At 70.7% G+C, this 12,042-nt stretch carries 15 protein-coding genes; 10 read left to right on the forward strand and 5 right to left on the reverse strand.

What is annotated here, in order from left to right; translation table 11 throughout:
- Together B8460_RS05950 and B8460_RS05955 are read right to left on the reverse strand one after the other, a co-directional pair.
- Positions 1 to 1,441: FAD-dependent oxidoreductase (locus tag B8460_RS05950; protein WP_048860666.1), on the reverse strand; the 1,441-nt coding region annotated here is incomplete at its 3' end.
- A 6-nt stretch (positions 1,442 to 1,447) separates the two neighbouring features.
- On the reverse strand, positions 1,448 to 2,401 hold the full coding sequence (locus tag B8460_RS05955; protein ID WP_048860667.1) for an MBL fold metallo-hydrolase: 954 nt from the start codon (positions 2,399 to 2,401) through the stop codon (positions 1,448 to 1,450).
- A gap of 96 nt (positions 2,402 to 2,497) precedes the next feature.
- Between B8460_RS05955 and B8460_RS05960 the strand changes: the two genes are divergently transcribed.
- The 4 genes from B8460_RS05960 (at position 2,498) to B8460_RS05975 (ending at position 5,665) form a co-directional block, all read left to right on the forward strand.
- Complete coding sequence (locus B8460_RS05960) at positions 2,498 to 2,956, forward strand: MarR family winged helix-turn-helix transcriptional regulator (RefSeq protein WP_048860668.1); 459 nt, start codon at positions 2,498 to 2,500, stop codon at positions 2,954 to 2,956.
- 133 nt (positions 2,957 to 3,089) lie between these two features.
- Positions 3,090 to 3,284 carry a hypothetical protein gene (locus B8460_RS05965; protein WP_048860669.1) on the forward strand — a complete coding sequence of 65 codons (195 nt, stop codon included), beginning with the start codon at positions 3,090 to 3,092 and terminating at the stop codon, positions 3,282 to 3,284.
- Positions 3,285 to 3,311: 27 nt separating this feature from the next.
- Positions 3,312 to 4,445, forward strand: a complete 1,134-nt coding sequence (locus B8460_RS05970) for an alpha/beta fold hydrolase (protein ID WP_199445563.1) — start codon at positions 3,312 to 3,314, stop codon at positions 4,443 to 4,445.
- The gene (locus B8460_RS05975) at positions 4,445 to 5,665 is read left to right on the forward strand and encodes a serine hydrolase domain-containing protein (protein ID WP_048860670.1); all 1,221 of its coding nucleotides are present in this window, start codon (positions 4,445 to 4,447) and stop codon (positions 5,663 to 5,665) included. Before B8460_RS05970 ends, B8460_RS05975 begins: the two co-directional genes overlap by 1 nt.
- Here B8460_RS05975 and B8460_RS05980 read toward each other — a convergent pair.
- Positions 5,644 to 6,249, reverse strand: a complete 606-nt coding sequence (locus B8460_RS05980; protein WP_048860671.1) for a TetR/AcrR family transcriptional regulator — start codon at positions 6,247 to 6,249, stop codon at positions 5,644 to 5,646. The genes B8460_RS05975 and B8460_RS05980 overlap by 22 nt on opposite strands.
- A gap of 133 nt (positions 6,250 to 6,382) precedes the next feature.
- On the opposite strand from B8460_RS05980, the gene B8460_RS05985 reads away from it, so the two are divergent.
- The 4 genes from B8460_RS05985 to B8460_RS06000 all read left to right on the forward strand — a co-directional run bounded on the left by B8460_RS05985 (position 6,383) and on the right by B8460_RS06000 (position 10,192).
- Complete coding sequence (locus B8460_RS05985) at positions 6,383 to 7,087, forward strand: glutathione S-transferase family protein (RefSeq protein ID WP_048860672.1); 705 nt, start codon at positions 6,383 to 6,385, stop codon at positions 7,085 to 7,087.
- A gap of 51 nt (positions 7,088 to 7,138) precedes the next feature.
- On the forward strand, positions 7,139 to 8,014 hold the full coding sequence (gene yghU, locus B8460_RS05990) for a glutathione-dependent disulfide-bond oxidoreductase (RefSeq protein WP_048860673.1): 876 nt from the start codon (positions 7,139 to 7,141) through the stop codon (positions 8,012 to 8,014).
- Between the two features lie 174 nt (positions 8,015 to 8,188).
- Entirely contained in the window at positions 8,189 to 8,962 is a 774-nt protein-coding gene (gene surE, locus B8460_RS05995) for a 5'/3'-nucleotidase SurE (RefSeq protein WP_084623279.1), read from the forward strand.
- A gap of 24 nt (positions 8,963 to 8,986) precedes the next feature.
- Complete coding sequence (locus tag B8460_RS06000; RefSeq protein ID WP_048860675.1) at positions 8,987 to 10,192, forward strand: epoxide hydrolase family protein; 1,206 nt, start codon at positions 8,987 to 8,989, stop codon at positions 10,190 to 10,192.
- A 135-nt stretch (positions 10,193 to 10,327) separates the two neighbouring features.
- Here B8460_RS06000 and B8460_RS06005 read toward each other — a convergent pair whose 3' ends face one another.
- Positions 10,328 to 10,528: a DUF1192 domain-containing protein gene (locus B8460_RS06005; protein ID WP_048860676.1), complete on the reverse strand. Its 201-nt coding sequence runs from the start codon at positions 10,526 to 10,528 to the stop codon at positions 10,328 to 10,330.
- A gap of 133 nt (positions 10,529 to 10,661) precedes the next feature.
- Here B8460_RS06005 and B8460_RS06010 point away from each other — a divergent pair, with 133 nt between their 5' ends.
- The gene (locus B8460_RS06010; protein ID WP_048860679.1) at positions 10,662 to 11,246 is read left to right on the forward strand and encodes a DUF1013 domain-containing protein; all 585 of its coding nucleotides are present in this window, start codon (positions 10,662 to 10,664) and stop codon (positions 11,244 to 11,246) included.
- A 104-nt stretch (positions 11,247 to 11,350) separates the two neighbouring features.
- Here the strand turns inward: B8460_RS06010 and B8460_RS06015 are convergent, their stop codons facing one another.
- Complete coding sequence (locus B8460_RS06015) at positions 11,351 to 11,527, reverse strand: YdcH family protein (protein WP_084623280.1); 177 nt, start codon at positions 11,525 to 11,527, stop codon at positions 11,351 to 11,353.
- Positions 11,528 to 11,707: 180 nt separating this feature from the next.
- Here B8460_RS06015 and B8460_RS06020 point away from each other — a divergent pair, with 180 nt between their 5' ends.
- Complete coding sequence (locus tag B8460_RS06020) at positions 11,708 to 11,911, forward strand: YdcH family protein (protein ID WP_048860677.1); 204 nt, start codon at positions 11,708 to 11,710, stop codon at positions 11,909 to 11,911.
- The last annotated feature ends 131 nt before the right edge of the window (positions 11,912 to 12,042 follow it).

Below are 12,042 nucleotides of genomic sequence, written 5' to 3' on the forward strand. Positions count from 1 at the left end.
GGTCGGCCAGCGCGCCGGCGCCGATGCGCACCAGCGCCACGTCCGGCGGCGGCGCGGCGGGCGGCGTGTCGGCGAAGACGAGCAACGTGAACTCCGAGCCGAGCGTGTCGAGCAGCCAGCGCCGCCGGCCGTCGCCGTCGATCACCGGCGCGTCCGGGCAGGGCAGGCCGACCACGGGGTCGTCGCCCGGCGCCTGGAGTGCCTGTCCCGCGAGGCTGCACGGGCGCGACAGGCGGCCGGCGTTGAGCAGGCTGCGCGCGAAGGGCGCGGCCTCCGCCAGCGCCAGCACGCCGTCGCGGAAATGCCGTTCCGTCGCGGTCTTCGGCGTCATGAAGGCGGTGGTGCGGCTGGAATGGCGGATGTTTTCGTCCGCGCCGTGGCCGCGCTCGGCGTCATACGTATCGAGCAGCGCCGGCGGCGAGGTGCCGGCGATGACGCGCGCGAGTTTCCAGCACAGATTGTCCGCGTCCTGGATGCCGCCGTTGCCGCCGCGCGCGCCGAACGGGCTGACGACATGCGCCGCGTCGCCCGCGAAAATCAGACGGCCATGCACGAAGCGGTCGAGCCGCGCGCAGCGGAAGCTGTAGACGGAGCACCATTCCAGCTCGAACGGCGCATCGCCCATGATCGCGCGCACGCGGGGGATGACGCGGTCGGGTTCGCGCTCGGCATCGGGATCGGCGTCGGGGCCGAGCTGGAAGTCGATGCGGAACACGTCGTCCGGCTGGCGGTGCAGCAGCGCGCTCTGGCCGGCGTGGAAGGTCGGTTCGTACCAGAACAGCCGTTCCGTCGGAAAATCCGCCTGCATCCGCACGTCGGCGATGAGGAAACGCTCCTCGAACCGGTGGCCGGGGAAGGGCAGGTCCATGCGCGTGCGGGTGGGCGAGCGGGCGCCGTCGGCGGCGATGACCCAGTCGGCGCGCAGCCGGTACTTCCCGTCCGGCGTGTCGATGTCGAGCGTGACGCCGTCCGCGTCCGCCGCGTGCGCGGTCACGGCGTTGCGCCAGCGCAGGTCGATCAGGCCGGGGAAGTCGCCGGCGCGGGCGATCAGGAACTCCTCCACATAATATTGCTGGAGGTTGACGAAGGCGGGCCGGTGATGGCCGCTTTCGGGCAGCAGGTTGAAGCTGTACAGCTCGCGCGCGCCGTGGAAGACGCGGCCCAGATTCCACGTGACACCCTTGTCCACGACGCGCTGACCGATGCCGATGCGGTCCCAGATCTCCAAGGTGCGTTTCGCCCAGCAGATGGCGCGGCTGCCGACCGAGACGGTGTCGTCGTCGTCGAGCACGACAGAGGGAATGCCGCGCTGCGCGAGGTCGATCGCGCAAGTAAGGCCGACCGGGCCGGCGCCGATGATGGCGACGGGGCGGCGCGTCGGCACGCCGCGCAGGTCGGGTGGCGCGACGTAGGCGTGGCGGGCATAGGTGTAGCTGCCCATGGCCGGTCACCCTTCCAGCGCGCGCCACATTTCGATGTCGCGCTCGGCGGTCCAGATGCGCGGATGGTCGATGCCGCGCGCCTCGTCATAGGCGCGGCTGACGTCGAAGGGCATGCAGTGGTCGAAGATCACCCAGTGCCCGTATTTCGGGCGCATCTCCCGCATGGCGCGGTCATAGACCGTCTTCAGGTCCGCGCCGTCCGCGGCACCCTGGCGGGCGATGGCGAACAGGTCCTGCAGGAAGGCGCGGGTGCCGGCGATGCCGTCGCGTATCTGCGCCTCGCCCACCAGCGCCTCGCCGCGTCCGGGGACGAGGGCAGTTGGGCCCAGCGCCTCGATGCGGTCGAGTGTGGCCGGCCAGTCGGCATAGTGCGCGTCGCCGCAATAGGGGGTCGCGCCGTATTCCACGAGGTCGCCGGAGAACAGGACCCGTTCCTTCGGCAGCCACGCGACCGTGTCGCCGCGTGTGTGGCCGCGCCCGGCATGGATGATCCGCACCTCCCGCGAGCCGAGCCACAGCGTCATCTCGCCGTGGAAGGTCATGGTCGGCCAGGTCAGGCCGGGGATGCTCTCGCGGTCGCGGAACAGGCGGGGGAAGCGCTGGATCTCGCTGTCCATGTCCTGCTGCCCGCGCTCGACGATCATCTCGCGCGTGACGTCGCTGGCGATGACGTTGACCCGCTCCGGATAGCCGGCGACGCCGAGGACGCGCACGGCGTGGTAGTGGGTCAGCAGGATGTGGCGGATCGGCTTGTCGGTGACGGCGCGCACGTGGCGAACGAGGTCGCCGGCCATGGCGGGCGTCGCGCGGGCGTCGATCACCAGCACGCTGTCGTCGCCCACGACGATGCCGGAATTGGGATCGCCCTCGGCCGTCAGGGCGTACACGCCGGGGGCGAGTTCGGCGAAGGTCTCGCGCTTGTCGGCCAGATCGGTCTGGCTGGCGAATCCCTTGGTCATGCTTTCCTCCCCAGGCGACTTGCGGCAAGGTTAGGTGTTGCAGTTGCAACCGTCAAGCCCGACACTGGCGCCGTCACGCAAGGGAGCCCGCCTGTCATGTCCGCCCGCCGCCGGCTCGATCTGCTGGCGTTCATGCCGTTCCGCCTGAACCGGCTCGCCGCAGAGTTCAGCCAGACGCTGGCCGCCGACTATGCCCGTTTCGGCATCGACATACCCGAGTGGCGGGTGCTGGCCACGCTCGGTCAGCACGCCGAGGCGCGCAGCGCGCAATACGTCGTCCGCTGCACCCGCACGCACAAGTCGCGCATCAGCCGCGCCGTGTCGCATCTGGTCGACAGGGGCCTCGTCGCGCGCGATCCGGGCGAGGAGGGCGGGCGGGAGATCATGCTGCGTCTGACGCCGCAGGGGCGGGCGGTGTACGAGGAGCTGGTGCCGCTGCTGCTGCACCGCGAACAGGCGGTGATGGCGTGCCTGACGGCGGAGGAGGCGGCGACCCTCGGCCTGCTGCTGGGCAAGCTCGAAGGCGCGTTCGGGCTGCTGCGGTGCGGGGAATAGGCGCGACCTGTTTCGTGCTTCCGCATAACGCCGCGCGGCGGCGCTTCCTCGGCGCCTGACCGGCGCCCTGTGGCCAGCAGCGCGCGGGCGGCGTAGCGTCCGGTCGGCCGAGGGGCGGACTGGAGGGGCTGGCATGAGCGTATGGGGGCGCGACGATCTCGATCCCTATGAGGTCGATTCCGGCGAGTCGTTCATGCGCGGCAAGCCGGTCGGCTGGTATGCGATGGATCAGGACAAGCGCCTGGTCGCCGGCCCCTATCCCACGTGGCAGGCCTGCATGGCGGCGATCCGGCGCGGCGCGCTCGACAACACGGGCGGCCAGGCATGAGGGGCGGGCAGGTATGAGGGGCGGGCGATGATCGGGCCGCTCGATGCGTCCCTGCTGCCGGCGGGCGTGACCGCGCGGCATGTCGAGGGTGTCGGCCCGCTGCGCATGCATGTGCTGGAGGCGGGCGAGGCATCCGCGCCGCTGGTGCTGCTGCTGCACGGGTTTCCGGAGATCGCCTATAGCTGGCGCGGCGTGATGCCGGCGCTGGCGGCGGCGGGCTATCGGGCGGTCGCGCCGGATCTGCGCGGCTATGGCCGCACCACCGGCGTGCCGCCGGACGAGGCGGGGGATTTCGGCCTGTCCGCCTGTCTGCGCGACATGCTGGCGCTGGTGGCGCGGCTGGGGCGCAGGCGGGTGGCGCTGCTGGTCGGGCATGATTTCGGCGCGGTCGCCGCCGCGTATTGCGCGCTGGCGCGGCCGGACATCTTTCGCGCCGTCGCGTTGATGAGCGCGCCGTTCGCCGGCACCCCGCCCTGGCCGGAGACGCCGCCCGCGCCGGTGCGCGACCTCGACGCCGAACTCGCGCGGCTCGACCCGCCGCGCAAGCATTATCACGCCTATTACTCGACGCCGCGGGCGGACCGGGACATGACCGCGCCGCCGGAAGGTCTGCATGCCTTCCTGCGCGCCTATTTCCACGTCAAGAGCGGCGACTGGCCCGGCAACGACCCGGTGCCGCTGCCGGACGCATCCGCCGCGTCGTTCGCGCGGCTGCCGCATTATTACGTGATGCCGCGCGCGGCGACGATGCCGGAGGCGGTGGCGCCGTATATGCCGGACGCCGCGGCGATCGCCGCCTGCCGCTGGCTGCCGGAGGACGTGCTCGCGGTCTATGCGGCGGAGTATGCGCGCGTCGGGTTTCAGGGCGGGCTGAACTGGTATCGCGGCCGCACCGGCGGGCAGCACGGGCGCGACCTCGCGGCGCATGCGGGGCGGGCGATCGACATGCCGGCCGCCTTTATCGGCGGCGCGCGCGACTGGGGCGTGCATCAGACGTATGGCGCGTTCGCCGCGATGCAGGGGCGGGGCTGCACCGATCTGCGCATCTGCACGCTGCTGGACGGCGCCGGCCATTGGGTGCAGCAGGAGCGCGCCGAGGCGGTGAGCGCGCTGCTGATCGGCTTCCTGCGCGACCTGCCAACAACGACGGAGGGGATGTGATGGAGATGACGCCGGTGGCAGCGGAGGCGGTCGGCATCGCGCCGTCGCGGCTGGTCCATGTCGACCGCTGGATGGACGCACAGGTCGAGAGCGGGCGGCTGGCCGGGCTGTCGGTGATGATCGCGCGGCGGGGGCGCGTCGCGTACATGAACTGCGCGGGGATAGCCGATCTCGCGCGCGGCGTCGCGATGACGCCGGAGACGATCGTGCGCATCTATTCGATGACCAAGCCGCTGACCAGCGTCGCGGTGATGATGCTGTACGAGGACGGGCATTTCCAGCTCGACGATCCGGTGTCGCGCTTCCTGCCGGAGTTCGAGCATATGCGCGTCTTCGCCGGCGCGATGCAGGGCAAGATCGACACGGTGCCGGCGGCGCGGCCGATCACGATCCGCGACCTGCTGACGCACACCTCCGGCCTGACCTACGGCTTCATGGACGCGACGCCGGTCGATGCGCTGTACCGGCGCATGGGCGTCGATTTCCAGATGGCGGAGACCTCGCTCGGCGACGTGGTGCGCATCGCGGCGTCGCTGCCGCTGCTGGCGCAGCCGGGGGCGGAGTGGAATTATTCGATCGCGACAGATGTCCTGGGTCATCTCGTTGCCGTCGTGTCGGGCCGGCCGTTCGAGGATTTCCTGCGCGCGCGCGTGCTCGCCCCGCTCGGCATGGTCGATACGGATTTCCATGTCCCGGCGGAAAAGCAGGCCCGTTTCGCCAGCAACTACCGGCGCGGCGACGCGGGCGGGGTGGCGCTGATCGACGATGCGCGCGAGAGCCGCTACCTGCGCCCGCGCGCCGTCTGTTCGGGCGGTGGCGGGCTGGTGTCCACGGCGGCCGACTACATGCGGTTCTGCCAGATGATGCTGGGCGACGGCACCTATGCCGGGCGGCGGCTGCTGGGGCGCAAGACGGTCGCGCTGATGACGTCGAACCATCTGGGCGGCGACATGGCGTCGATGGGCCAGGCGCGCTTCAGCGAGTCGAGCTATGAGGGCGTGGGCTTCGGTCTCGGGTTTTCCGTCATGCTCGATCCGGCGCGGGCGCAGATCTTCGGCACGCCGGGCGAGTATGCGTGGGGCGGGGCGGCGAGCACCGCGTTCTGGATCGACCCGGCGGAGGAGCTGGCGGTGATCCTGCTGACGCAGCTGATGCCGTCGTCCACCTATCCGATCCGGCGCGAGCTGCGCGTGCTGACCTACGCCGCACTCGACGACTGAGGGGACGGTGCCAGGGCTGCGAGGGCAACGGCCACGACGTCCTCCAGCAGCCGGCGTTCGGGGCGTGCGCGGGCCAGGACGCGCACGCCCATCAGCACGCCGAGCAGGTGCCGGGCGATTGTGTCGGCGGGCTGCGCGCGGCTGATCGTCCCGTCCGCCTGTCCCGCCCGCACGCTGTCGAGGAAGAACGTCTCGATCCGGCGCAGCACCTCCGCCAGCGCGGCGCGCAGCTCGTCGTCCTCGGCCAGGACGTCGGTCGCGGCGTTGACCAGCAGGCACCCCTTGTGCGCGGGATCGGCCAGCGACCGGCCGAGGATTTCGTCGAAAAAGGCCGCGATCGCCGCGCGCGGCGGCAGGCGGCGGCAGCGGCGGATGCGGGCGGCGATGCTGCCGTCGACGTAGTGGTCGAGCACCCGACGGTACAGCGTCCGCTTGTCGCCGAAGGCGTTGTAGAGGCTCGCGCTGGTCAGTCCCGTCGTCTCGATCAGGTCGCGCATCGACGTGGCGTCGTAGCCGTGACGCCAGAAACACTCCGTCGCGGCGTCCAGCACCGCCGTCTCGTCGAATTCGCGTGGCCGCGCCATCGCCGAACACACCTCCGCCGGATGGCGACTACCTTGCCTCGTCCCGCCGCCTATTCTAGAACGCGCGGACCAGAACGCAAGCAAGCTGCCGGGACCGGACTACCGTCGTGGTCCCGCGCGAGGAGGCTTACCGATGATCCGGTTCTATTTCCATCCCACGCCCAATCCTGCCAAAGTCGCGCTGCTGCTGGAAGAGACGGGCCTGCCGTACGAGGTGGTTCCGGTGGACACCAGCAAGGGCGAGCAGCATCTGCCGGCGTTCCGCGCGATCAACCCGAACGGCAAGGTACCGGCGATCGTCGATACCGACGGTCCCGGCGGGCGCGAGGCACGGGTGTTCGATTCCACGGCCATCCTGCTGTATCTGGCGGAGAAGACGGGCCGCTTCCTCGGCGCGGCGGAGGATCGGCCGGAATTGCTGTCGTGGCTGTTGTTCATCGCGTCGGGTCTCGGCCCGTTCTCCGGGCAGGCCGTGCACTTCCAGTATGCGGCACCCGAGGGGCTCGGCTATGCGGTGAACCGCTACCGGCGCGAGGCGGAGCGACATTATCAGGTGCTCGATGCGCATCTCGCGGGCCGTGACCACATCGTGGGCGAGACGTACACGATCGCCGACATGTCCGCGTGGGGCTGGCTCGACCGTGCGTCGCGCGTGCGCAAGGGCGAGGACGACCCGCTCGCGCCGTATCCCAACCTGCGTCGCCTGATGCAGACCGTCGATGCGCGCCCCGCGGCGTCGCGCGCCCGGGCGGTCGGCACCGATCACGATTTCAAGAAAGTGAACGACGAGGAGACGCGGCGCGCCCTATTTCCGTCGAACTATCCGCCCGCGGCCTGAACGGCCCGCCACCCGCGCGCCCGGGGCCGCGGCTTTACCTGGAAGGTAGCGATGACCGATACCACCGAGTACACCCCGCCGAAAGTCTGGACATGGCACAAGCCGAACGGCGGCCAGTTCGCGTCGATCAACCGGCCGATCGCAGGGCCGACGCATGACAAGGAGCTGCCGGTCGGGCGGCATCCGCTGCAGCTCTATTCGCTCGCCACGCCCAACGGCGTGAAGGTGACGATCATGCTGGAGGAGTTGCTCGCCCTGGGTCACGCCGGTGCCGAGTACGACGCGTGGCTGATCAAGATCAACGAGGGTGATCAGTTCGGCAGCGGCTTCGTCGCCATCAACCCGAACTCCAAGATCCCGGCGCTGGTGGACCGCAGCGGGCCGACGCCGGTGCGCGTGTTCGAGTCCGGATCGATCCTGGTGCATCTCGCCGAGAAGTTCGGCGCCTTCCTGCCGACCGAGACGGCGGCGCGGGCGGAATGCCTGTCCTGGCTGTTCTGGCAGATGGGCAGCGCGCCGTATCTCGGCGGCGGATTCGGGCATTTCTACGCCTATGCGCCGAGCAAGATGGAATACCCGATCGACCGTTTCGCCATGGAAGTGAAGCGGCAGCTCGACGTGCTCGACCGGCGGCTGGCGGAGATGACCTATATCGCGGGCGATGAGTACACGATCGCCGACATGGCGATCTTTCCGTGGTACGGCGGGCTGGCGAAGGGCTGGCTGTACGGGGCCGCGGATTTCCTGAGCGTGCAGGAATACAAGCACGTGCAGCGTTGGGCGGACATGCTGCTGGCGCGCCCGGCGGTGCAGCGTGGCCGCATGGTCAACCGCGTGTTCGGCGAGCCGTCGAGCCAGCTCGCCGAACGGCACGACGCGAGCGATTTCGAGACGAAGACCAAGGACAAGCTCGACGCGGCGGGATAGCGCCGCTCCGGACCGCCGCTCCGCATGCATGGGGCGGCGCGGGCGGTGGTCGTTTCGCCCCGTGGTGATGCGAACGTCATCCCGCCGTGCTCGACCGGGCGGCGGCCCGGCGCGACGATGGGCGGCGCGCCGGCGGAAGTGCCCGCGCGCGAACAGGAGTGAAGGCGCGTGAGCATGTCCGATGGCCGGATCGCCCGGCGCGTTCTGCTGACCAACGATGACGGCCTCGACGCGCCCGGCCTCGGCGTGCTGCGCGAGATCGCGGCGCAGGTGGCCGAGGAGGTCTGGGTCGTCGCCCCGCAGCGCGACCAGAGCGGCACGTCGCACTCCATCAGCCTGCATGCGCCCCTGCGCGTTCACCGTCACGGCGAGCGCGTCTTTGCCGTCGAGGGCACGCCCGCGGATTCCGTGGTGATCGGCACGCGGCAGCTGATGCGCGAGACACCCCCGGACCTGATCCTGTCGGGCGTCAACCAGGGGGCGAATCTCGGGACGGAGACGGTGTTCTCCGGCACCGTCGGCGCGGCCATGACCGGGCTGCTGCTCGGCGTGCCGTCGATCGCCCTCAGCCTCGCCTTCGTGCGCGGACAGCCGGCGCATTGGGCGACGCCGCGCATGCACGGGCCGGACGTGCTGCGCCGCGTGGCGTCTATGCCGTGGCGGGCGCGCGCCTGTCTGAACATCAACTTCCCCGACGTGCCGCCCGAACAGGCGGGGCCGCTTACGCTGACGCGGCAGGGGCGCGGCATCCTCGACACGATCGAGATCGACGGCCGCATCGATCCGCGGCAGCAGACGTATTTCTGGATCCGGCTCGACCGCACGCCGCGCCCCGATCACGCGGACAGCGAGGGCGAGGCGGTGCGGGCGGGCCGCATCGCCGTCACGCCGCTCCGCTTCGAACGCACGGACGAGGCGAGCTTCGACGAGATGCGCGCGGCGTTCTGACCGGCGCGCGAGGGGGGAGGGGCCATGCCCGATCATGCCGTGACGCCGTTCCGCATCGATGTCGCGCAGGCGGTGATCGACGCGATACGCGCCAAGGTGCGCGCCTATGACTGGCACGAAATGCCGGAGATCGCGCCGGGCGAGGATCGCTGGGCCTATGGCACGGACATGCGCTATCTGCGCGCGCTGTGCGAGTACTGGGTCGATACGTACGACTGGCGCGCGGCGGAGGCGGCGTTGAATGCCCACCCGCAGTTCACGGCCGCGATCGACGGGCAGACGATCCATTTCCTGCACGTGCGCGGCTCCGGCCCGGGCGGCGACGCGCTGCTGCTGACGCATGGGTGGCCGGGGTCGGTCTATGAGTTTTATGGCGTCATCGACCGGCTCGCGCATCCGCAGCGTCACGGCGGCGACGCGGCGGCGGGGATCGACCTCGTCATCCCGTCGCTGCCGGGCTTCGGATTTTCCGGCAAGCCGTCGCGGCCGATCGGGCCGCGCCGCATCGCGGGTCTGTGGGACCGGCTGATGCGCGAGACGCTCGGCTATCGCCGCTACATCGCGCAGGGCGGCGACTGGGGCGCCTATATCAGCGGGATGCTGGCGCTCGATCACACGCACGCGCGGGGCGGCGGGTGCGAGGCGGTGCATCTCAACATGTTCGGCCTGCGCCCCGCCGGCCCGCTCGGGGCGGAGGAAGATCGCGCCTGGGCCGACGCCGTCGCGCAATTCCGCAACCGGGAGTCGGCGTATTCGCAGCTGCAGGCGACGAAGCCGCAGACGCTTTCCTATGCGATGATGGGCAGCCCGGTCGGCGTCGCGGCGTGGATCGTCGAGAAGTTCAACACCTGGGCCGACACGCGCGGGCCGGACGGCGCGCGCGACATCGAGCACGTGTTCACCAAGGACCAGCTGCTGACCAACGTGATGATCTATCTCGTCACCCGCAGCTTCAACACCGCAAGCTGGATCTATCGCGGGCGGGCCGACGAGGGCGGCGCGGTGATGCCGGCGGGGCGGCGCGTGGAGGTGCCGACCGCGATCGCCAGCTTCCCATGCGAGATCATCCCGTTTCCGAAGCGCCCGCTGGTCGAGACCGGCTACGACGTGGTGCGCTGGACCGATTTCGAGCGTGGCGGCCATTTCGCCGCGATGGAGACGGGTCCGGTCTTCGCCGACGACGTCGCCGCCTTCGTCGCGCAGGTGCGGGCGCTCCGTCGGGGGGATTAGCGGACGGCTCGGCCGCCCGCGTCGCGCGGCTGGACACCCGTGCGGTCATGCCTGCCGCCGGCCGGTGCCGGCAATGGGGGCCTGGCGGTCCGTGCGGTGCATCCGTCCCGAGTCGCCGCCCCGGGGCGCGGCCGGTCAGTCCTCGGCGGCGGGCGCGCGGAAGAAGGCGGCCGCGGCCTGGCGGTGGCTGTCCTTGCGGGCGATGTCGGCCTCCACCCGGGCGATTTCCTCGCGCAGCTCGGCGATATAGGCCCGCAGCTCGTCGATCCCGAGGGTCGCCAGCGGCAGCGGCTCCAGCCGCCGGCGGGGGCGGGCGGGGTCGTCGTCGTCACGCATCGCAGCCTCCCTGTCCGCGCGATGGGTCGGGCATGCCGTTCACCTTGACCCTCCCGGCCGCGGTCTGCATATCCACTATAAAACGCGGGCGGCCCGGCTCGTACCGCCGCCCTGTGTGATGGACACATACACCATGACCCTGCCCCTGATGCCGAAAGCCACCGCCGTGTGGCTGATCGACAAGACGTCATTGACCTTCTCGCAGATCGCGCAGTTCTGCGGCATGCACCCGCTCGAGGTGCAGGCCATCGCCGATGGCGAGGTGGCGCAGGGCATCAACGGCTATGACCCGGTCGCCAACGGGCAGCTGACCGCCGACGAGATCGCCCGCAGCGAGGCGGACCCGGACCGGCCGCTGCGGCTCGCCGCGAGCACCATGCCGGCGCCCAAGCGCCTGCGCGGCGCGCGCTACACGCCCGTGGCGAAACGGAACGACCGGCCGGATGCCATCGCCTATCTGCTGAAGAACTTCCCGCAGCTGACGGACGCGCAGATCGGCAAGCTGCTCGGCACCACCAAGGACACGATCCAGAAGGTGCGGGAGCGGTCGCACTGGAACAGCGCCAACATCAAGCCAGCCGATCCGGTGCTGAAGGGGCTGTGCAGCCAGACCGACCTGAACGCCATGGTCGCCGCCGCGAACGAGCGGCTGACGCAGGAGGGGCAGGCCGTCCCGCCGCCGCCCGCGCCGCCCGGCGAGGCGGACGAAGCCGCCTGATCTCCGGACGCGCCGTCCCGGTGCCGTCGGCCCGGCCGCCCGAACCCGGCCGCCCGCAGGCGTGCCGGGCCGGGTGCTTCGGCCCCGCGTGGCGGGGTGCCTGCCTAGGCGGGCTGTTCGGCCTCCAGCCGCTGCAATTCTTCCTTGAGCCTGAGTTTCTCCACCTTGAGCTTTGAGATCGCCTCCTGGTCGGGCCGCGGCCGCTGGTCCTCCTCGGCGATGCGGCCTTCCAGGCTGGCATGGCGGTGTCTGAGGCTCTCGAGGCGTCCTTGCAGGCTCAACGCGTCCTCCTATCGCTCGTGGGTGGCCCGCGCCCTGGACACCCGCGTCGGATACAGGGCGCGATCCGATAGCGTACACCAAACGCGCGGCGTGTCGCTACGAACTGAACAACGCCCGGCCGGCGCCGGGTTGCGGCGCCGGGCTGGGTTTCCGGCGACCCGCCATGCTAGGAGGGCGGCATGTTGACCGACCGCGACGCGCTGCTGCGCAAGCTGCATGAACTGCGCAGCGAACACCGCGACCTCGACACCGTCATCGCCCGCATGAGCGACCAGACGCATGCCGATCAGCTGCACGTGCAGCGGCTGAAGAAGCGCAAGCTGCTGCTCAAGGACGAGGTGGCGTGGCTGGAAAGCCGCCTGATCCCCGACAGCATCGCCTGAGACCGGGGTAGCGCGAGCATGATGTCGGGGGCGCCGCTGGTCGGCGTGATCATGGGAAGCCAGTCCGACTGGGCGACGATGCGCCTCGCCGCCGCGCGGCTGGAGGCGCTCGGCATCCCCCACGAGGTGCG

Source organism: Acidisphaera rubrifaciens HS-AP3 (genome assembly GCF_000964365.1).
Lineage (GTDB): Bacteria > Pseudomonadota > Alphaproteobacteria > Acetobacterales > Acetobacteraceae > Acidisphaera > Acidisphaera rubrifaciens.